Source organism: Ralstonia mannitolilytica (assembly GCF_905397375.1).
In the GTDB taxonomy this organism is placed as follows: Bacteria; Pseudomonadota; Gammaproteobacteria; order Burkholderiales; family Burkholderiaceae; genus Ralstonia; species Ralstonia mannitolilytica.
In genome coordinates this window covers 244522-263424 of the sequence record NZ_CAJPVG010000005.1, presented here as the reverse complement: position 1 = coordinate 263424, position 18903 = coordinate 244522, and the positions used below count along the sequence as shown (strand labels likewise).

Annotated in this window: 22 protein-coding genes; 7 read left to right on the top strand and 15 right to left on the bottom strand. The window is 63.9% G+C overall.

Annotated features, from left to right (window positions below; all coding sequences use genetic code 11):
* The 5 genes from KHN96_RS12850 to KHN96_RS12830 form a co-directional block, all read right to left on the bottom strand.
* On the bottom strand, positions 1–432 hold a 432-nt coding region (locus KHN96_RS12850), incomplete at its 3' end, for a transposase (protein WP_211888720.1).
* 491 nt (positions 433–923) lie between these two features.
* Positions 924–1727: an ABC transporter ATP-binding protein gene (locus KHN96_RS12845; protein WP_062739113.1), complete on the bottom strand. Its 804-nt coding sequence runs from the start codon at positions 1725–1727 to the stop codon at positions 924–926.
* Positions 1728–1746: 19 nt separating this feature from the next.
* The gene (gene ntrB / locus KHN96_RS12840) at positions 1747–2598 is read right to left on the bottom strand and encodes a nitrate ABC transporter permease (RefSeq protein ID WP_062739112.1); all 852 of its coding nucleotides are present in this window, start codon (positions 2596–2598) and stop codon (positions 1747–1749) included.
* 55 nt (positions 2599–2653) lie between these two features.
* On the bottom strand, positions 2654–3934 hold the full coding sequence (locus tag KHN96_RS12835; RefSeq protein WP_062739111.1) for a CmpA/NrtA family ABC transporter substrate-binding protein: 1281 nt from the start codon (positions 3932–3934) through the stop codon (positions 2654–2656).
* Between the two features lie 403 nt (positions 3935–4337).
* Positions 4338–4976 (bottom strand): ANTAR domain-containing response regulator, encoded by a 639-nt coding sequence (locus KHN96_RS12830; RefSeq protein WP_045785710.1) that lies wholly within the window; start codon positions 4974–4976, stop codon positions 4338–4340.
* Between the two features lie 152 nt (positions 4977–5128).
* On the opposite strand from KHN96_RS12830, the gene KHN96_RS12825 reads away from it, so the two are divergent.
* The gene (locus KHN96_RS12825; RefSeq protein ID WP_062739110.1) at positions 5129–5830 is read left to right on the top strand and encodes a fumarylacetoacetate hydrolase family protein; all 702 of its coding nucleotides are present in this window, start codon (positions 5129–5131) and stop codon (positions 5828–5830) included.
* Between the two features lie 26 nt (positions 5831–5856).
* On the top strand, positions 5857–6501 hold the full coding sequence (gene maiA, locus KHN96_RS12820; protein ID WP_062739109.1) for a maleylacetoacetate isomerase: 645 nt from the start codon (positions 5857–5859) through the stop codon (positions 6499–6501).
* A 142-nt stretch (positions 6502–6643) separates the two neighbouring features.
* Here the strand turns inward: maiA and KHN96_RS12815 are convergent, their stop codons facing one another.
* The 6 genes from KHN96_RS12815 to ftsY form a co-directional block, all read right to left on the bottom strand.
* On the bottom strand, positions 6644–7342 hold the full coding sequence (locus tag KHN96_RS12815) for a hypothetical protein (protein WP_062739108.1): 699 nt from the start codon (positions 7340–7342) through the stop codon (positions 6644–6646).
* A 62-nt stretch (positions 7343–7404) separates the two neighbouring features.
* Entirely contained in the window at positions 7405–7557 is a 153-nt protein-coding gene (locus KHN96_RS12810; protein WP_157773986.1) for a hypothetical protein, read from the bottom strand.
* Between the two features lie 46 nt (positions 7558–7603).
* The gene (locus tag KHN96_RS12805; RefSeq protein ID WP_147282523.1) at positions 7604–8038 is read right to left on the bottom strand and encodes a hypothetical protein; all 435 of its coding nucleotides are present in this window, start codon (positions 8036–8038) and stop codon (positions 7604–7606) included.
* On the bottom strand, positions 8019–9011 hold the full coding sequence (locus KHN96_RS12800; protein ID WP_238587591.1) for a M35 family metalloendopeptidase: 993 nt from the start codon (positions 9009–9011) through the stop codon (positions 8019–8021). The genes KHN96_RS12805 and KHN96_RS12800 overlap by 20 nt, the downstream gene beginning before the upstream one ends.
* An 11-nt stretch (positions 9012–9022) precedes the next feature.
* Positions 9023–9385, bottom strand: a complete 363-nt coding sequence (locus KHN96_RS12795; RefSeq protein WP_115043821.1) for a PAAR domain-containing protein — start codon at positions 9383–9385, stop codon at positions 9023–9025.
* A 252-nt stretch (positions 9386–9637) separates the two neighbouring features.
* On the bottom strand, positions 9638–10969 hold the full coding sequence (gene ftsY / locus KHN96_RS12790; RefSeq protein ID WP_082062952.1) for a signal recognition particle-docking protein FtsY: 1332 nt from the start codon (positions 10967–10969) through the stop codon (positions 9638–9640).
* A gap of 60 nt (positions 10970–11029) precedes the next feature.
* Between ftsY and KHN96_RS12785 the strand changes: the two genes are divergently transcribed.
* The 5 genes from KHN96_RS12785 to KHN96_RS12765 all read left to right on the top strand — a co-directional run bounded on the left by KHN96_RS12785 (position 11030) and on the right by KHN96_RS12765 (position 15625).
* Positions 11030–12526: a M16 family metallopeptidase gene (locus KHN96_RS12785; protein ID WP_045785716.1), complete on the top strand. Its 1497-nt coding sequence runs from the start codon at positions 11030–11032 to the stop codon at positions 12524–12526.
* Positions 12526–13878, top strand: coding sequence for a M16 family metallopeptidase (locus KHN96_RS12780; protein WP_062739106.1), 1353 nt, complete (start codon positions 12526–12528; stop codon positions 13876–13878). The genes KHN96_RS12785 and KHN96_RS12780 overlap by 1 nt, the downstream gene beginning before the upstream one ends.
* An 81-nt stretch (positions 13879–13959) precedes the next feature.
* Complete coding sequence (gene rsmD, locus KHN96_RS12775) at positions 13960–14616, top strand: 16S rRNA (guanine(966)-N(2))-methyltransferase RsmD (protein ID WP_045785718.1); 657 nt, start codon at positions 13960–13962, stop codon at positions 14614–14616.
* Between the two features lie 194 nt (positions 14617–14810).
* Positions 14811–15314: a pantetheine-phosphate adenylyltransferase gene (gene coaD, locus KHN96_RS12770; protein WP_045785719.1), complete on the top strand. Its 504-nt coding sequence runs from the start codon at positions 14811–14813 to the stop codon at positions 15312–15314.
* Positions 15315–15364: 50 nt separating this feature from the next.
* Positions 15365–15625, top strand: a complete 261-nt coding sequence (locus KHN96_RS12765; protein WP_045785720.1) for a YfhL family 4Fe-4S dicluster ferredoxin — start codon at positions 15365–15367, stop codon at positions 15623–15625.
* Between the two features lie 60 nt (positions 15626–15685).
* On the opposite strand, the gene KHN96_RS12760 is transcribed toward KHN96_RS12765, so the two are convergent.
* From KHN96_RS12760 to KHN96_RS12745, 4 genes are all read right to left on the bottom strand, one after another.
* Positions 15686–16333, bottom strand: a complete 648-nt coding sequence (locus KHN96_RS12760) for a DUF4124 domain-containing protein (protein ID WP_045785721.1) — start codon at positions 16331–16333, stop codon at positions 15686–15688.
* 23 nt (positions 16334–16356) lie between these two features.
* Complete coding sequence (gene pth, locus KHN96_RS12755; protein WP_045785722.1) at positions 16357–16959, bottom strand: aminoacyl-tRNA hydrolase; 603 nt, start codon at positions 16957–16959, stop codon at positions 16357–16359.
* A gap of 174 nt (positions 16960–17133) precedes the next feature.
* Positions 17134–17763 carry a 50S ribosomal protein L25/general stress protein Ctc gene (locus KHN96_RS12750; RefSeq protein WP_045785723.1) on the bottom strand — a complete coding sequence of 210 codons (630 nt, stop codon included), beginning with the start codon at positions 17761–17763 and terminating at the stop codon, positions 17134–17136.
* Between the two features lie 152 nt (positions 17764–17915).
* Positions 17916–18866 (bottom strand): ribose-phosphate pyrophosphokinase, encoded by a 951-nt coding sequence (locus KHN96_RS12745; RefSeq protein WP_045787753.1) that lies wholly within the window; start codon positions 18864–18866, stop codon positions 17916–17918.
* Positions 18867–18903 lie beyond the last annotated feature (37 nt).

Genomic DNA, 18903 nt, shown 5'->3' with positions numbered 1-18903 from the left:
GACGTCCGTTGCATATTGCTCCAGCAGGAAGCCCTGGATTTCACGCACGGTCATGCCCCGGGCGTACATGGCGACGATCTTGTCGTCGAAACCCTTGAAGCGTCGCTCGTGTTTGGGAATGAGCAGCGGCTCGAAGCTGCCGTCACGATCTCGTGGTACCTCGATGCGGATCGGACCGTCCTCGGTCAGCACCGTCTTGGCGCCCGTGCCGTTGCGCTGGTTGGTGACGGTGGCCGGTTTGGCCGCACCTGGCCGATAGCCGAGATGATGGTTCATCTCGCCACCCAGCGCCCGCTCGATCAGGGCCTTCTTAAGGGCCAGCGTGGCAGCATTGATGGCTTCGGCCGTCATCGGGCCGTTGCCGAACTGTTCGAGCAGTTCGGCGGGGATCGCCGGCAGATCGGCCGGCTTGGTCTTCGGTTTGCCAGGCATAAGGTCTCCTTGGGAGCATGTTATGCCTTGAACACGAAATTGCTGACAGGTCCCTTCGCTCAGACAGTTTCCCGTCTTTTTTCCGCACGCTTACAAAAATCCAAGGCGCCATCTAGGGCAGGAACGTCAAAGGCCACACCGTCGGTGTGCTGGCCTGGGCTGCACTGGTTTGCTGCTGTTGTTGCTCGCTTTGCTTCGCGTTGTGCTGTGGATTGCTACGGCACTGGTAATCGATGGTTTGGCCGTTCCCTGCCCTACGCGGCGCCTTGAATTTGTGTTGCAAGGAGGAAAAAGGAAGGGAAACTGTCTGAGCGCAGCGAGTTTTTCCCTTCCCCTCCTTGCGACACAAATTCAAGGAGGGGTCGCCGCATCGGGTGCGCCTTTCTTTGCTTACGTTCTTTGGCAAGACAAAGAAAGTGAGTCAGCCCCGGCAGGGATGAAACAGGGGACGGACCACCAAGTTAAAACAACAAAGCCATCCCCCAAGCAAATCAGGCAGCCTCCGCCACCGGATGCCTCTGCTTCCGATAAAGAAAATCCAACACCGCCGTCCGGCAAGCGTGATAAGCCGCATCCTCCGCCAACGCCATCCGATCCCGCGGCCGCGGCAAATCCACCGTCAACACTTCGCCAATCGTCGCAGCCGGCCCATTCGTCATCATCACGATGCGATCCGCCAGCAGCACCGCTTCATCCACATCGTGGGTCACCATCACCACCGTGCTGCCGGTCGCCGCCACGATCTTCAGCAACTCGTCCTGCAGATGCGCCCGCGTGAGTGCATCCAGCGCGCCAAACGGCTCATCCATCAGCAACACCTTCGGCTCCATGGACAACGCTCGCGCAATGCCCACGCGCTGCTTCATCCCGCCCGAGATTTCATGCGGATGCTTCTGCTCGGCATGCGACAAGCCCACCAGCGCCAGCGCCGCATGCGTGCGCTCACGCAGTTGCGCCTTGGTCTCGGTCTTGCCGAAGACGCGCTCGACGGCGAGATACACGTTGTCAAAGCACGTGAGCCACGGCAACAGCGAGTGGTTCTGAAACACCACCGCGCGATCCGGTCCCGGCCCGGCAATCTCGCGCTCGGCGAGGATCAATCCACCCGTGGTCGGCCGCGTGAGGCCGGCAATGAGATTGAGCAACGTCGACTTACCGCACCCCGAGTGCCCGATGAGCGCGATGCACTCACCGCGCGCCACCGTCAGGTCGATGTCGCGCAGGGCGACGAACGGGCCGCGCTTGGTCTTGAACGTCTGCCCGACGTTTTCAATGCGCAGGAATTTGTCTGTCATGGCGCTCCCCCCAATGTCCTCAAACCGCGTCGTACGAGAAGCGCCGCGCAATCGCCAGCAGCGCGTGCTCGAGCAGCAAGCCCACCACACCGATCACGAAGATGGCGATGACGATGTGCTCGACCTTCAGGTTGTTCCACTCGTCCCACAGCCAGAAGCCGATGCCGACGCCGCCGGTGAGCATCTCCGCCGCCACGATGACCAGCCACGCCGTGCCGATGGACAGCCGCACGCCCGTCAGCATGTACGGCAGCACCGCGGGAAACAGCACGCGCGTGAACACCTTCCATTCGGACAGGTTCAGCACACGGGCCACGTTCAGGTAGTCCTGCGGCACGCGCGTCACGCCCACGGCAGTGTTGATCACCATCGGCCAGATCGAGCAGATGAAGATCGCCCAGATGGCTGCCGGGTTGGCGGACTTGAACAGCAGCAGCCCGATCGGCAGCCACGCCAGCGGCGATACCGGCCGCAGCAGGCTGATGATGGGCGAGGCCATCGCGTTGAGAAACGCAAAGCGCCCGATCAGGAAGCCCGCCGGAATGCCGATGACGGCCGCCATGCCGAAGCCCGCACCCACGCGTGCCAGCGAGGCCAGCACGTTCCAGCCTACGCCCTGGTCATTCGGGCCATTGCGATAGAACGGATCGCCAAACAGCGCAACGGCCGCTTTCCACGTCACCGCCGGTGTCGGCAATGCGGCGATGGCCGTGGCAATGCCTTGCCACGCCAGCACAAACAGCACCAAGCCCAGCACCGGCGGAAAGCCGCGCACCACGGCGGCGACAAGCCAGTCGCGCGCAACGAACCGGCGACGTTCAGGGGCGGCGTCGGACTGCACGCCGGACAACGTTTTGACGAGCGTGTTCATGTCGGGCTCCATCGATGTGAGGGACCGCAATCAGAAATTCGGAAGGCCGGAGGCGTCAGGCTTTCAGCTTGAAGCCGTCCGCATACGCGGCGGGGTTCTTCGCATCCCACACCACGCCGTCGATCAACTTGGCCGTGCGCATCTCGCTCTTGGGCAGCGGCGTGCCGGTGGCGGCTGCGGCCTGCTTGAAGATGTCGATGCGGTTGACCTGCTTGGCGACGGCCAGGTAATCCGGATGCGCCTTCAGCAGCCCCCAGCGCTTGTGCTGCGTGAGGAACCACATGCCGTCCGACAGGTACGGGAAGTTGACCGCGCCGTCGTGGTAGAAGCGCATCGGGTCCGGGTCGTCCCAAGTCTTGCCCAGGCCATTGGTGTAGCGGCCGAGCATGCGGTCGAGAATGATGTCCATGTCGGTGTTGACGTAGGACTTGGCGGCGATGGTCTCGGCCGTCTTGCGGCGGTTCGACGCCGACGCATCGATGAACTTGCTCGCTTCCAGCACTGCGGCGGTGAGCGCACGCGCGGTGTTCGGATACTTCTGCACGAACTCGGCCGTGGTGCCGAGCACCTTCTCGGGGTGGTCTTTCCAGATGGCCTGTGTTGTCTCGGCGGTAAAGCCGATGTTGTCTGCAATCGCGCGGGCACCCCACGGCTCGCCCACGCAGTAGCCATCCATGTTGCCCACGCGCATGTTCGCGACCATCTGCGGCGGCGGCACGGTGATCGCCTTCGCCTCCTGCAGCGGGTGGATGCCGTGCGCGGCCAGCCAGTAATACAGCCACATCGCATGCGTGCCGGTCGGGAAGGTCTGCGCGAACACATATTCGCGCCTGTCTTTCGCCATGACGGCCTTCAACGACGCGCCATCCTTGACACCCGCTTCCTTCAGCTTGGACGACAGCGTGATCGCCTGGCCGTTGTTGTTGAGCGTCATCAGCACGGCCATGTCTTTCTTGGGGCCGCCAATGCCGAGCTGCACGCCATAGATCAAGCCGTACAGCACGTGCGCCGCATCCAGGTCACCCGATACCAGCTTGTCGCGCACGCCCGCCCACGAGGCTTCTTTCGACGGCGTGATCTTGATGCCGTACTTCTTGTCGATGCCGAGCGTGGACGCCATGACCACCGAAGCGCAGTCCGTGAGCGGGATGAAGCCGACCTTCAGCTCCGTCTTCTCGGGCGCATCGGAACCGGCGGCCCAGGCGCCGGCGCGCACCAGCGGATCGATCAATGCCACGGCACTGCCTCCTGCAATCGTCGCTGCGGCTTTCATGATGCTGCGGCGCTTCGGGTTGATCGGGTTGACGAGAGCGTCGGTCTTGTCTGGCGCGGCCATCCATGGCTCCAAAGAAAAAGCGTCCCGACGCGCGACCGCCGCCCATCCGGAAGAGGGGCGCGCTGCCGTGCATCGGGACGCCGTTGTCCCGTGCCGGTACCCACGTTGGCACCGGCTTCGCAGCGACACTTGCAAGGGGTATGCCAACGTTGACCGATGCATGCTGGCGTTCCGAGTTCGGAACTCGGCGTGCGAGGCTTTTAGCTCGGCGGTTGAGGTTCGGAACTCGGCGCGCGAGGCTTTTAGCTCGGCGGTTGAGGCTCGGAACTCGGCGCGCGAGGCTTTTAGCTCGGCGGTTGAGCTTCGGAACGCCACGTGGGGGGGGCGGAACGCCGCGCGCGACTGGTGCGTTTCCAGCGCCGGAGTTGTGCGACGCACCAAAACTGGGCGGTGGTCAGACCGCTCAGCCGGCCATCACGTCGATCACGCGCTGGGCGGCTTCCACCAGCTTGATGTTGCGGTCCATCGCCATCTTGCGCAGGCGCTTGAAGGCGTCGTCTTCCGACAGGTTCATCTGCTTCATCAGCAGGCCCTTGGCGCGCTCGAGCACCTTGCGCTCGGCGAGTTGCGTCTTGGCGTTGTCCAGCTCGGCGCGCAGTTCGCGTTCGTGCTCGAAGCGCGCGTAGGCCACGTCCAGCACCGCCTTGACGCGCGTGGGCTTGATGCCGTCGACGATGTAGGCGGTGATGCCGGCGGCGAAAGCGGCCTTGATGCGCTCGGCGTCGTCGTTGTCGGTGAACAGTACGATGGGGCGCGGTGCGTGCTGCGTGGCCACGCAAACATGCTCGATGGTGTCCCGCGCGGCCGATTCGGAGGCGACGATCACCATGTCCGGTTGCGCCTGCGCAATGCGGTCGGGCAGGGTGAGGTCCGCGTCGGCGACACCCACGTCGACAAAGCCGGCTTCGGCCAGGCCGGCACGGATCAGCTCGAGGTTGATCTGCTCGGCGTCCAGCGGATCCCGCACCAGCAGCACGCGCATCGGCGCGGCCGGGTGGGATGCGGCGAGCGAGGCGGGCGGGGTGGGCGGTTTCACATGCATGGTGCAGGAAGGTGCGTTTTGCACACCACTCATGCAAGAACCGCGCCGACCCGGGGCGGGTGTATCCTCGCAAACGCGTCGGTCGCCGGGGGTGCGGTGGCCGTGTCCCCGTGAGTTCCTGTTCCATTCCAGCTTAGTCCGAGGAGACCTGCATGACCGATTTCGTTGTCACCCCGCCCGCCGTCAACGGTATTCCGGTGCGTGGCGGGCAAGGCCAGTTTCCGGTGCGCCGCGTGTACTGCGTCGGCCGCAACTACGCCGCCCACGCGCGCGAGATGGGCTCCGACCCCGACCGCGAGCCGCCGTTCTTCTTCTGCAAGCCCGCCGACGCCGTGCGCTACGTCGCCGACGGCGAGACGGGCCAGTTCGTCTACCCCACCGAGACCAAGGACTGCCACTACGAGATCGAGCTCGTGGTCGCCATCGGCACGGGCGGCCGCGATATCGCCGTGGAAACCGCAGCGAGCCATATCTACGGTTACGCCATCGGCCTGGACATGACGCGCCGCGACTTGCAGAACGCCGCCAAGAAAGGCGGCCGCCCGTGGGAGACCGGCAAGGCGTTCGACGGCTCGGCGCCCATCGGCCCGATCGTGCCGGCCAAGGATGTGGCGCATCCGGACAAGGGCGCCATCACGCTGTCGGTCAACGGCCGCGAACACCAGCGCGGTGACCTGTCGGACCTGATCTGGTCGGTGCCGGAAACCATTGCGTACCTGTCGCGCCTGTTCGAGCTGCGCCCCGGCGACCTGATCTACACCGGCACGCCCGAAGGCGTTGGCCCGGTGGTCGTCGGCGATCTGATGGTCGGCAAGATCGACGGCGTGGGCGAACTGCACGTCAAGGTCATTTGATAGACGCGACAGAAGAGTCAGAAGCCATGTCGATCAAGCTGTACAACTATTTCCGCAGTTCGGCGTCGTTCCGCGTGCGTATCGCCCTGGAGATCAAGGGCGTGCCGTACGACTACGCGCCGGTGCACCTGCTCAAGGGCGAGCAACTGGCGCCCGAGTTCGTCAAGCTGAACCCCGATGCGCTGGTGCCCGTGCTGTGCGACGGCAACGACGTGCTGAACCAGTCGTTGGCGATCGTCGAATACCTGGAAGAGACGCATCCGGAGCCCACGCTGCTGCCAGGCTCGCCCAGCAATCGTGCGCACATCCGCGCGATCGCATTGGCGATTGCCTGCGAGATCCATCCGCTGAACAATCCGCGCGTGCTGAAGTATCTGAAGAGCACGTTCAACGTGGAAGAAGAGGCTCGCAACGACTGGTATCGCCACTGGGTGAAGCTGGGGTTTGCGGCACTGGAGACGCGGCTGTCACAGTCGCCGCTGACGGGCACCTATTGCGTGGGCGAAACGCCGACGCTGGCCGACCTGTGCCTCGTGCCGCAGGTGTTCAACGGCAAGCGGTTCGATGTGGCGGTGGAGGATTACCCCACGCTTGCGCGCATTTTTGAGCACTGTATGGCGCAGGAGGCGTTTCAAAAGGCTGCGCCTGCGGCGCAGCCGGATGCGGCGTGATTGAGATGTGAGGCGTCGCAGTGGCGGCGCTTTTTTTTTGTCGCAGGAGTCAGCGCACTTTGATGTTGGATCTTACTCGTGAGCCTGGACTCGTATTGCGGATTGCTCGACCCATCCATCCAGACTTCAGCTCGGCAAGCGATCACTCCTGAATCTCGAATTGAAACGGGATTTCCGGCTGCACAAATCGGACCTGAACCTCTTTCTGGATTGGCACAAAACGCTGGCCCTCAAAGGTGTAATACGACAGCAGCAAGCCTGCTCGGTTTTCTTGCTGTGCGTCGAGCAGATACGTGTTCTTGGGGAAGGCAACCTTGCCATGGTCGGTCACCGTGACCGCCCTGCACGACGAGAGCAAGCTCGGCAGGTGCAGGAACGTCGCTTTGCCACGCAGCGCCAATGGGTCGAGCAGCAGATAGATCTGTGTATGTCGGTTGGCCTCGCCTGAGCCTGAGCTTGCCCCATCCACGCAAAGCGCGGCTGGATGGACAGTGGTCCTTGGAACCAGAAATACGCTTGCGCCTGGGGGATAGATGTCTGTTGGGTGCTCTCCAGGCAAGGTCTTCGCTCGGTCAAAGCGGCGGATGACTCCATTGACTGTGATGCGATCTGGCGCAATTTCAACGCGCAAAGGCTTTCCTTCCAGAGAGGCTCGAAGTTTCACATAGCTACCGGGTCGTCCCTGCGCAGCATAGGTGGAGCCGTGGTCGAACTCGATTGGTTCACCGAAAAGTTTGTGAGGTCGCGAGACGTAGAAGCTGTCATAGTCTTCGAATATCTCAGCGCTGGCATTCGTCATTAGGGCCATCGCTGCTGTAGCCAACATCACGGAAACTTTCATCGGTACGCCTTCGCCGCTGTGGCGCTGAACTGGGCTGAAACGTGAGGTGAATATCAGACGACTCACTGCGTGTTGATCGAGATGATTTTGATCGTCGGCTTACTTCGGCCTCGTTCCGTGATGCCGCTGATCCAAACCTGGCCGTTCCCGATCATGATGCCCCGGTAGCTCACGAACACATCCTCAAATCGTTGTGCTTCGATCGCGTCCTTCAACCGTTTTTTCTTGACCCGCTTCCGCATTGAGGACAGCCAAGCTCGCTTATCTCTTGGTAGGCATGTCGCCGTCAGAGCAGCACGGGTTGGGGCACGCAGGCAAGATCGAAATTTCGACTCGCCGTCCGTTTCCTACATCATCTGACCGGTAGACGCCGTAGTGTTCATCCACCGGCACTTGGTTGAAGTGTTGGGTTTTCAGGATGGACACGACGGCTTGTAAGCGTGCTTTTGCCAGCGCACGCGCGTTACGCTCATGGTCTTCTGCCCGCCCATCGACCTGAAGCACCTCTTGCGTCGGATACTTGATGCGCTGATCTACCAACCAATTCGCTAAGCGAAGTATTTCCGACGAAGATACCGCAGCGGAACCCGAAGAAAAGTACACATCAAAATTCTGACCTGGCATGCAGGCATACGTGACGCCGGCACTCAAGAGCAGAAACGCCGCCAGCGTATTTCTAATCTTCATAGATGACATAACGGGCGATGCTATCGGCGTTCTGGAGCGTGATCTCCGGGGTGGATTTCGCAAGGTCTCGGCACTTCCTCATGAAGTAAACAGCATCTCCGGTGTTCATGGTGTCGTGGAAGTGCGATACCTCATGTATTAGCGTAGATACCTGCGAGTCCATGCTGTAGGCGAAGTCTCGTAGCTCGCAGAAATCCAAATGAATGGCGATCGTATGCGTTGCCGTATCGGGTGCGCATACCTCTGCGACAACCCCGAGTTTTCTCTTTGAGTCTGAAACGCAGCCGACATGCGCCATGGCCGCCCCAGAATAGCGAACAAAATTGTTTGGAGTTAGCCCGGCGAGTATATGGCGTATGCGAGCAAGTCCACCGGCGAGATAGTCCCGCGTTACAACGTCGCTATTACCGAACCACTGGGCGACGCGAACCCGGGCGGCGGTAGACCATCCTGCTAATTCGGTTAGGCGCTTATCGATAAGCGACACAGCTTTGTCTCGTCGTTGCATGACCATCTGAGCGAACTCCGCGTTGCTCATGTTGGGGCAGATCAATTGGGGATCGTCTTCAAGCGTCGATTTCTGATCTGTCTCTTTGAGCGACGATGAGGGCAACGGCACCCGGTTATGGTCTCCCAGCGGCGCGGTGAAGGCTGATTTCGCACTCACCGGAACAGGCATTCCACTGCCAGCCCGATTCACCGCAACCCGAAACTTATCCGTCGAAGCAATGGCGCGAGGGGGATTGGCGCATTTGCAGAAGATCCACGCACCTTGAATGGCGAGCTGGCCTCCGCCCGGAAGCCCGAATGCTGGGTAGGCATCATTGACTAGGTAGCCCATGGCTCTGCAGGCTGGGCAAGTTGCCAGATCCCCTTCCGCAGCCACCTCTTTGCCGTGGAACCGCATCCTGCCGGTGGCAGTTATGACGCCACCCGTCGTAGTTAAGTCACCATGCCTAAGGCCGGGGCGCATGTCTTCCATGATCGGGCCCCTCAGATCACGCTGTCGGTCGCCGGCTCCGGACGGTACGCCGGGTCAAGCAGGCCGATGATGGGCGCGTCCGCCGGTTCATCGAAAGTCAGGGCCGTGACTGGCGACGAAACAATGGTGTCGCCGTCGCTCAGTGGGCTGCCAATGATTGCAACGGGACGATCGTCGTCCACCATCGCCATGCCCGCGCCCGCGGTAATGGCAGCCACGCTGCCGTCTGGGTAGACAGCTTCATCGCCCACGAGCAGGAGCGTGTGTCCGCTATCTCGGATGCTGCTGGAGCCCTGAATGATCTCGCCGCCGTTGGCTGTCTTCGCGCCGTTGAACGCCGCAACGTAGACCTTGCCGGATTGTGTGTCTTGCATCTGCCATCTCCACATGAGAGCACTTCGCTGAAGTGCTCCATTGGAGCAGCGCCATGCGCTGAATCTCAATCAGACAATTCCAATTCGGTGGGTACTCGAAATTAGCGTAGGGGGCATGCTGATCGGAGGGCGACTAGTTGAGCCTTAACGCATGTGATGTGCTGGTAAATGCGGAGCGCGATAAGTTCGACCGCAAATAGAAACGCCCTGAACAATTCAGGGCGTTTCTGTGCAACAAGGTTTCGCAGGACGTTATCCCAACAGCGCATCCGCAAATTCGCGCGCAGAAAACGGCTGCAGATCCTCCACCTGCTCGCCAACGCCGATGAAGTACACCGGCACCGGCCGCTGCCTTGCGATCGCAGCGAGGATGCCGCCCTTGGCGGTGCCATCGAGCTTGGTGACGATCAGCCCCGTGAGGCCCAGCGCATCGTCGAACGCCTTCAGCTGCGCAAGCGCGTTCTGGCCGGTGTTGCCGTCGATCACGAGCAGCGTTTCGTGTGGGGCCGTCGCCATGGCCTTGCCGATCACGCGGCGCACCTTCTTCAGCTCTTCCATCAGGTGCAACTGCGTCGGCAGGCGGCCCGCGGTGTCGGCCATGACGATGTCGATGCCGCGTGCACGTGCGGCGTTGACTGCGTCGTAGATGACCGCGGCCGGGTCGCCGGATTCCTGCGCGACGACCGTCACGTTGTTGCGCTCGCCCCAGATGACGAGCTGCTCGCGCGCGGCGGCGCGGAAGGTGTCGCCTGCTGCCAGCAGCACCGACTGGCCATAGGTCTGGAAGTGCTTGCACAGCTTGCCGATGCTGGTCGTCTTGCCGGCACCGTTGACGCCCGCAATCATGATGACCATCGGCTGTTCGCGGCCGAGCACCATGGTCTTTTCCAGCGGGTGCAGCAGCTCGACGAGCAGGTCGCGCAGGGCGGTCTTGACGCCCTCGGCGGTTTCGATGCGCTCGGCCTTGATGCGGCGGCGCAGTTCGCCGAGCAGGTATTCGGTGGCATCGACGCCGGCGTCGGCCATCAGCAGCGCGGTCTCGAGTTCTTCGAACAGCGCTTCGTCCACCTTCACGCCGACGAACAGCGTCGTGAGGTTCTTGCTCGTCTTCGACAGGCCTGAGCGCAGGCGTGACATCCAGCCCTTGCGTCCCTGTTCGATGATGGCCGGCGTAGGCACGGTTTCGATATCGCCGGCCTGCATGTCGAGCGCGGGCGGCGCGGCTGGCGTGTCGGGCACGGCCACCGGTGCGACTGGCGTGGCCGGCGTTGGTGCGGCGGCGGGTGTCGGAACCTGCGTTTCGACGGGCGCGGATGCCGGCGCTTGCGGGGCGGCCGGTTCGGGTGCCGGAGCGCCGCCAAAGCCCAGGCGCGAGAGCCAGCCCGGGCGGGCGTCTTCCGTGGCTGGCGGCGTTGGCGTGGAGGCGCTGGCGTCGGGCGTGACAACCGCGGCCGGTGTGTCTGCCGCAGGGGGGGGTACGGCCGTAGCGGGCGTCGGCGCCTGTGCGGGCTCGGGAGCGGCTGCGAGGGCGGATTCGGCGGCCGGTTGGGGCTCCGCCTTGCGCTTTTTCCAGAAACTAAACATCGCGGGGGCGGGTCTATTCGCCGTTAGAATCAAGCGTCGAATTTTATCAGACGGCCCCTTATGCGCTCTTCCACGCGAATCGTTTCAGACCGGGCGCGGCTACGCACTTCGCAATTGGCTGCGATGGCCCTCGCCGCGGGGCTGCTGGCTGGTCAGGCCGGCGCGCAGGCGCTGGCTGCCGCGCCAGCCCGTACGGCAACCGCCGCTGCCGCGGCCAAAGTGGGCGCCAGCCAAGCCGATACGCACGAATACAAGCTGCCCAACGGCCTGCGCCTGATCGTCAAGGAAGACCATCGTGCGCCCACCGTGGCGCACATGGTCTGGTACCGCGCCGGCAGCATCGACGAGCACAACGGCACCACGGGCGTGGCCCACATGCTGGAGCACATGATGTTCAAGGGCACCAAGGCGGTCGGCCCTGGTGAGTTCTCCCGCCGCGTGGCGGCCATGGGCGGGCGCGAGAACGCCATGACCACGCGCGACTTCACGATGTACTTCCAGCAGATCGAAAAGTCCCACCTGGCCGATGTGATGGCGCTCGAAGCCGACCGGATGGCCAATCTCCAGCTGACCGACAAGGAGTTCAAGCCGGAGATGAACGTGGTCAAGGAAGAGCGCCGCATGCGCATCGACGACTCCGCGCGCGCCACGGTCTACGAGCAGATGCTCGCCACGCTGTTCAACGCTGCGCCGTATCGCAACCCGACCATCGGCTGGCCGGGCGACCTCGACACGATGACGGTGCAGGACGCGCAGAACTGGTACCACGCCTGGTACACGCCGAACAACGTCACCGTGATCGTCGCGGGCGACGTGAACCCCGATGAGGTCTTCCGTCTCGCGCAGCGCACGTACGGCAAGCTCAAGCCGCACGACCTGCCGCGCCGCTATGCGCAGGAAGAGCCCAGGCAGATCGGCGTGAAACGCATCTGGGTGAAGGCACCGGCCGAGAACCCGTACGTTGTGCTGGCGTACAAGGTGCCGCGCCTGAACGATGTCGAAAAGGACGTCGACCCGTACGCGCTCGAAGTGCTCTCCGCCGTGCTGGATGGTTACGACAACGCGCGCCTGTCGAGCCAGCTCGTCAAGGGCGACAAGCGCATCGCCGATGACGTGAACGCCGGCTACGACGGCCTGAACCGCGGCCCGTCGATCTTCCTGATGGACGGCACGCCGGCGGACGGCCATACCACCGCCGAGATCGAACAGGCGCTGCGCGCGCAGATCGAGCGCATTGCCCGCGAAGGCGTGACCGATGCCGAGTTGAAGCGCGTGAAGGCCCAGGTCGTGGCCGCGCAGATCTACAAGCGCGATTCGGTGTTCGGCCAGGGCATGGAGATCGGCATGAACGAGATGAGCGGTCTGTCGTGGCGCACGATCGACCGCCAGCTCGAGAAGATCAAGGCCGTCACGTCGGCGCAGATCCAGCACGTGGCACAGACGTACTTCGGCGAAGACAACCTCGTCGTCGCCACGCTGCTGCCGCAACCGATCGATCCCAACAAACCGGCGCGCAAGCCCGTTCCCGGGATGCGCGATGAAGGAGGGCTGCGTTGATGCGCGCCATGTCTATCACGCTGAAGACGGCGCTGGTCGCCATCCTGGCGGCGGCCGCCCAAGGCGCGCTGGCCGCGCTGCCGATCGAACATTGGACGGCGTCGACCGGCGCGCGCGTGTTCTTCGTGCCGAGCCCGTCGATTCCGATGCTCGACATCAACCTCGACGTGGATGCCGGCTCCCGTTACGAGCCGGCGAACAAGGTGGGGCTGGCCTCGCTCACTGCCGGCATGCTCGACAAGGGCGTCGCGGCCCAGGGCAGTGCTCCGGCCCGCGATGAAGCAGCAATTGCCGATGCGTTTGCCGATGTGGGCGCCAGCTTTGCCGGTGGCGCGGGCGGTGACCGCACGAGTCTGCGCTTGCGCACGCTGTCCGATCCCGTTGAACGCGGACCGGCCATCTCGCTGATGACGCAGATCGTCTCGGCGCCGACCTTCCCCGACGCCGTGCTCGCACGTGACAAGCAGCGCCTCGTGGCGGCCATCCGTGAATCGCTGACCAAGCCCGGGGTGCTGGCCGAGCGCGCATTCGGCAAGGCCATCTACGGCGCGCATCCGTACGGGCAGACGGCGTCGCCGGAAACGGTGGAGAGCATCACGCGCGATGACATCGTGCGCTATTACCAGGCCAACTACACGGCCAAGCGGGCGGTGGTGACGCTGATCGGCGCGATCAGCCGCCAGGAGGCCGAGGCCATCGCCGAGCAGATCACGCGCGGCCTGCCGGCCGATGGCGCGACGCCTCCGCTGCTGCCGGACGTCAAGATGCCGCTGGCGAAGGCCGAGACCATCCGCATTCCGCACCCGGCGCAGCAGGCCACGATCATCATTGGCCAGCCGGGCATCACCCGCACCGACAAGGACTACTTCCCGTTGCTGGTCGGCAATTACGTGCTCGGCGGCGGCGGCTTCAGCGCGCGCCTGACCAACGAGGTGCGCGAGAAGCGCGGGCTGACGTACAGCATCGGCAGCTACTTTGCGCCCGCTGCGCAGCCCGGGCCGTTCGAGTTGTCCCTGCAGACGCGCAAGGATCAGACCGAGCAAGCGCTGAGCGTGGTGCGCGACACCGTCGCCAGGTTCGTCGCCGACGGCCCCACGGACGCGGAACTGAAGGCGGCCAAGGACAACCTCGTCAACGGTTTCCCGCTGCGGCTCGACAGCAACCGCAAGCTGCTGGACAACGTCGCCAACATCGGCTGGTACAACCTGCCGCTCAATTACCTCGATACGTGGACGCAGCGCGTTGCGGCTGTCACGCGCGATCAGGTGCGCGCGGCGTTCCAGCGCGTGCTGCAGCCGCAGACCATGGCGACCGTCGTGGTGGGCGGTCCCGACGCGAAGGGCTCCAACTGACCGACGCGGCAACGCGAGCTCAGGAAAAAAACCGGCGGCTACCCGCCGGTTTTTCTTTGCGCTGGCCCTACAATCGCGCCCATGGCACCTCGTACTTCCAGCTCCAAAGCCCCCAAGGTCAAGACCGCCACGTCGCACGCGCGCGCGCCGCAGCAGGTGCGCATCATCGGCGGCCAGTACAAGCGCACGCCGCTGCCTGTGGTCGACGCGGACGGCCTGCGCCCGACCAGCGACCGCGTCCGAGAGACCGTCTTCAACTGGCTCGGCCAGGACCTCGCCGGCTGGCGCTGCGCCGACATCTTTGCCGGCACCGGCGCGCTCGGTTTCGAGGCGGCGTCACGCGGCGCCGCGCATGTCACGCTGGTCGAAAGCCACGCTGGGGCGGTGCGCGCCTTGCACGCGGTGCGCGACAAGCTCGGCGCGCGCATGGTCGATATTGTTTCCGGCGACGCCTTTGCGTGGCTCGCCCGTCAGCCGGATGCGGCGCTCGATGCGGTGTTCATCGATCCGCCGTTCGCCCAGGACTGGACGCTGCGTGCGCTCGAAGCCGCGGCGCGCGTGGTCAAACCGGGCGGGGTGATCTATCTCGAAGCGGCGCAGCCTCTCGTGGATGTGAGCGCTGATTCACAGGCCGGCGGCCCATCGGCGGGGATCCCGTTGCTGGCTGGCCTGACGCTGCACAGGCACCTGCGCGCCGGCGCGGTGCATGCGCATTTGCTGCTGCGCAAAAACGGTTAAACTACGCCGCTCGTCACCGGTGCATGGGCATGGGGCGGCACCCGTCGCGGTGCAGCCGGCCGGCTCCGGTGGCGTGTCAGCGGCAGGCTCGGGATCTGCCGCGTTCCACAACGCAACGGTGTCCAGACGCAGCACAGGCGCGGCCATGTCCCACGCCGCGCGACGGATGCTTTTTTCCCCTTGGTGGAGGAACCATGGTGATCGCGGTTTATCCCGGCACTTTCGATCCGTTCACGCGCGGCCATGAAGATCTCGTACGGCGTGCGTCCAACATCTTCGACGAGCTCATCGTCGGGGTGGCGCAGAGCCCGAACAAGCGACCGTTCTTTGCACTGGAAGAGCGCATCGAGATCGCCCGCGAGGTGCTCGGCCATTACCCGAACGTGCGGGTCGAAGGCTTCTCCGGCCTCCTCAAGGATTTCGTGCGCAAGAACGGCGCGCGCGTCATCGTCCGCGGGCTGCGCGCCGTTTCGGACTTCGAATACGAGTTCCAGATGGCGGGCATGAACCGCTACCTCCTGCCGGACGTGGAGACCATGTTCCTCACGCCGTCTGATCAGTATCAGTTCATCTCGGGCACGTTCGTGCGCGAGATCGCCGTGCTGGGCGGCGACGTCAGCAAGTTCGTGTTCCCCTCGGTCGAGAAGTGGCTCAAGGAAAAGACCGGCAAGACGGAAGGGTCTGGCAAATCGGCATAAAATGACGCTTTGGCGGGCACCGGCCCGCCGCTCATCTGAAGGAAGGCATCATGGCGCTCATCATCACCGATGAGTGCATCAATTGCGATGTATGCGAGCCCGAGTGCCCCAACGGCGCGATTTCGATGGGTCCGGAGATCTATGTGATCGACCCGGGCAAGTGCACCGAATGCGTTGGCCACTTTGACGAGCCTCAATGCCAGCAGGTCTGCCCGGTGGAATGCATCCCCAAAGACCCGGCCCACGAGGAAACGCACGAGCAGTTGATGCAGAAGTACATCCAGCTTACCTCGGCCCCGCGCGCGGCCTGAGCACAACAGAAGAGACGGCCGTGGCCGTCTCTCTTCATTTGCGGCTGCAGTGTTCAGTGCTTACTGGATCGGCAGCAGATCTTCCGGGCCTTCATACACGTAGCCCGGCTCGCAGACGATGCGATAGGCCGGCGGATGGGGCCTGTGCGGGCGCGGGATCACGGGCGCCGGCGCGGGCGCAGGCGCCTGCACGAACGGCTTCGGGCCACCCTGCTGCTGGCGGATGATGCCCGGCATGGGCGTGGGCGCGACCGGCGGGCCGATCACGGGCGTGGGCATCGGGTACGGGTAGGGCACCGGTCCGACATATACGCGGTGGCAATAGCGCACGCCTTCCTGCGCGACCACGACTTTCCGCTGTTGTTCACGGCGCGCCTGCTCCGCCGCAGCGGCGGCCTGTGCGGCGATCTGCGCCTGGCGGGCGTCTTCCGCGGCCTGCGCCTTGCGGCGGGCGGTCTCCAGTTCCTGCAATTGCGCGGCTTCGGCCTTGGCGCGTTCCCGGGCGGCCTGCTGGTCGGCGGCAGTCGGGGTGTTGTCCATGAGCGGCACCGCCACGGAGCGCGCCCCGCACGGGTGATCCGAATACACTGTCCGACCGCCTTCCGTGCAGCGGTAGACCTGCGCCTGTGCCGGCACGGCGATCGACAGGCCAAGCGCCAGACCCGCCAGCGCGGCGGCGCGTGAGGTGAGGGCGGCGAACGGTGTCATGGTGTCCCTTGATATTTGGCGGATCAGCGTGCGGTATGCAGCCGCATCATGGCCTTTTCTGCGTTGCCGGCAATCAGGTCGGGCAGCGCGTCGAGGCTCTGATCGATGGCGCGGTCGATCTGTTCCTGTTCTTCCTTGCGCGGCGCTTTCAGCACGAAATTGGCAACGTCGTGCTGGCCGGACGGCGCGCTTCCCGCCGGCAGAAGGTTGCGCGGGTGCCCGATGCCCAACCGCAGCCGCCAGAACTGCTGCGAGGCCAGGTGTGCGGCGATGTCCTTCAGACCATTGTGGCCGCCGGAGCCTCCGCCGAGCTTGAGCTTGACCACGCCGGGCGGCAGATCGAGCTCGTCGTGCACGACGAGAATCTCGTCCGGCATCACCTTGTAGAAGCGCGCCAGCGCCACTGTGGCCAGCCCGGAGCGGTTCATGAACGTTTGTGGCTGCAGCAGCCAGACTTCGTGGCCCCAGAGGTTGGCGCGCGCGGCATGGCCGTGAAACCGTGTTTCGTTGCGCAGCGTCACGTTGCCGATGCGCGCGAGCTGGTCGACGAGCCAGAAGCCCGCGTTGTGACGCGTCGCTGCATATTCGGCGCCCGGATTGCCGAGCCCGACGATGAGTTTGATCATGCGATTGGTGTCAGGGTAGGGTGCAGGAAGCGCCCCTCGATCGTACAAGCATAGCTGCTTTCGGCAGCCTGGAGCCCGGGAGGCTTGTCCCGGGACCGGCCAGAAAAAAAGCCCGGCGAGACCAGCTCGGCGGGCTTTTTCGACTCGCGACGGGACGCGAGGTGCGGCGGCAGCTTAGGCGGCCGGCTTTTCTTCGCCTTCGGCAGCGGCAGCGCCTTCGCCAGCAGCGGCCGACTTCTCGCCAGCCGGCACGCTGATGTTGGCCACGGCCGGGTTCTCATCGCCACCGTGGGTGAGGATGGTCACGCCCTTCGGCAGCTTCAGGTCGGAGATGTGCAGGGTCTGACCGATTTCCAGGTTGCCCAGGTCCACTTCGATGAACTCCGGCAGGTCGGCCGGCAGGCACGACACTTCCACTTCGTTCACGATGTGGTTCACGATACCGTGGCCCAGCTTCACGCCCGGTGCGGTTTCCTGGTTCAGGAAGTGCAGCGGCACCTTGACGTGGATCTTTTCCTTGGCCGACACGCGTTGGAAGTCAACGTGCAGAACCAGCTGCTTGAACGGGTGCAGTTGGAAATCGCGCAGCAGCGCCTTTTCCACCTTGCCGGCCACTTCGATGTCGAGGATCGACGAGTGGAAGGCTTCCTTCTTCAGCGCGTGGTACAGCGCGTTGTGATCGAGTTCGATCAGCTTCGGCTCGGCGGCACCGCCGTAGATGATGCCCGGGGTCTTGCCGGCATTGCGCAGGCGGCGGCTCGCACCAGTGCCCTGAACGCTACGCTCGAAAGCGACAACTTTCATGATTGCTCCAAACGAAAAAGACGACTCGCGACCAAGCCGTCTGGTGAACGGGGCGCCATATTGCGCCCTCGGAAACGCCGCAGAAGTGCCGTAAAGCCGACGTTTCTGCGGTAAAGCCTTGAATTATAACAGTAAACTGCCTGGGCGCCGCGTTATTCGGCGAACAGCGACATGATGGAGTCGCCGCGCACGATGCGGGTGAAGGTCTCGGCCAGCAGCGGGGCGGTCGAGAGCTGGCGGATCTTGCCGCACTTGATGGCGTCTTCGCGCAGCGGGATGGTATCCGTGACCACCACTTCGTCCAGCGCCGAGTCTGCAATGCGGGCGGCCGCGCCGCCCGAGAGCACCGGGTGCGTGCAGTACGAGAACACCTGCTTGGCGCCGCGCTCCTTGAGCACCTGGGCCGCCTTGCAGAGCGTGCCGCCGGTGTCGATCATGTCGTCCATGATCACGCAGTTGCGGCCGTCGACTTCACCGATGATGTTCATCACCTCGGCCACGTTCGCCTTCGGGCGCCGCTTGTCGATGATGGCCAGGTCGACGCCGAGCTGCTTGGCCAGCGCACGTGCGCGCACCACGCCGCCGACGTCCGGCGACACCACCAGCAGGTTGTCGTAGTTCTTCTTGCGCAGGTCTTCGAGCAGGATCGGCGATGCGTAGATGTTGTCGACCGGGATGTCGAAGAAGCCTTGAATCTGGTCGGCGTGGAGATCCATCGTCAGCACGCGTTCGACGCCGGCGACCTCCAGCATGTTGGCCACGACCTTGGCCGAGATGGCCACGCGCGCCGAACGCGGGCGGCGGTCCTGGCGGGCATAGCCGAAGTAGGGGATGGCGGCCGTGATGCGACGCGCGGATGCACGCTTGAGCGCATCGACCATCACCATCAGTTCCATCAGGTTGTCGTTGGTGGGGGCGCAGGTGGACTGCAGGATGATCACGTGCTTGCCGCGCACGTTTTCCTGGATCTCGACCTGGACTTCACCATCAGAGAATCGGCCGACAAGGGCCTTGCCCAGCGGAATGCCCAGGTGCTTGACGACAGCTTCTGCGAGTTTCGGGTTGGCGTTGCCGGTAAAAACCATCAAGCCTTCGCTGCTCATCGGGGCACCTGTTTTGACTTCAGACGCGCCGGTCAGC

Coding starts and splice junctions, on each gene's coding strand:
- KHN96_RS12845 (WP_062739113.1), bottom strand. CDS start 1,727: ATGACAGACAAATTCCTGCGCATTGAAAACGTCGGGCAGACGTTCAAG.
- ntrB (WP_062739112.1), bottom strand. CDS start 2,598: ATGAACACGCTCGTCAAAACGTTGTCCGGCGTGCAGTCCGACGCCGCC.
- KHN96_RS12835 (WP_062739111.1), bottom strand. CDS start 3,934: ATGGCCGCGCCAGACAAGACCGACGCTCTCGTCAACCCGATCAACCCG.
- KHN96_RS12830 (WP_045785710.1), bottom strand. CDS start 4,976: ATGCATGTGAAACCGCCCACCCCGCCCGCCTCGCTCGCCGCATCCCAC.
- KHN96_RS12825 (WP_062739110.1), top strand. CDS start 5,129: ATGACCGATTTCGTTGTCACCCCGCCCGCCGTCAACGGTATTCCGGTG.
- maiA (WP_062739109.1), top strand. CDS start 5,857: ATGTCGATCAAGCTGTACAACTATTTCCGCAGTTCGGCGTCGTTCCGC.
- KHN96_RS12815 (WP_062739108.1), bottom strand. CDS start 7,342: ATGAAAGTTTCCGTGATGTTGGCTACAGCAGCGATGGCCCTAATGACG.
- KHN96_RS12805 (WP_147282523.1), bottom strand. CDS start 8,038: ATGTCATCTATGAAGATTAGAAATACGCTGGCGGCGTTTCTGCTCTTG.
- KHN96_RS12800 (WP_238587591.1), bottom strand. CDS start 9,011: ATGGAAGACATGCGCCCCGGCCTTAGGCATGGTGACTTAACTACGACG.
- KHN96_RS12795 (WP_115043821.1), bottom strand. CDS start 9,385: ATGCAAGACACACAATCCGGCAAGGTCTACGTTGCGGCGTTCAACGGC.
- ftsY (WP_082062952.1), bottom strand. CDS start 10,969: ATGTTTAGTTTCTGGAAAAAGCGCAAGGCGGAGCCCCAACCGGCCGCC.
- KHN96_RS12785 (WP_045785716.1), top strand. CDS start 11,030: ATGCGCTCTTCCACGCGAATCGTTTCAGACCGGGCGCGGCTACGCACT.
- KHN96_RS12780 (WP_062739106.1), top strand. CDS start 12,526: ATGCGCGCCATGTCTATCACGCTGAAGACGGCGCTGGTCGCCATCCTG.
- rsmD (WP_045785718.1), top strand. CDS start 13,960: ATGGCACCTCGTACTTCCAGCTCCAAAGCCCCCAAGGTCAAGACCGCC.
- coaD (WP_045785719.1), top strand. CDS start 14,811: ATGGTGATCGCGGTTTATCCCGGCACTTTCGATCCGTTCACGCGCGGC.
- KHN96_RS12765 (WP_045785720.1), top strand. CDS start 15,365: ATGGCGCTCATCATCACCGATGAGTGCATCAATTGCGATGTATGCGAG.
- KHN96_RS12760 (WP_045785721.1), bottom strand. CDS start 16,333: ATGACACCGTTCGCCGCCCTCACCTCACGCGCCGCCGCGCTGGCGGGT.
- pth (WP_045785722.1), bottom strand. CDS start 16,959: ATGATCAAACTCATCGTCGGGCTCGGCAATCCGGGCGCCGAATATGCA.
- KHN96_RS12750 (WP_045785723.1), bottom strand. CDS start 17,763: ATGAAAGTTGTCGCTTTCGAGCGTAGCGTTCAGGGCACTGGTGCGAGC.
- KHN96_RS12745 (WP_045787753.1), bottom strand. CDS start 18,866: ATGAGCAGCGAAGGCTTGATGGTTTTTACCGGCAACGCCAACCCGAAA.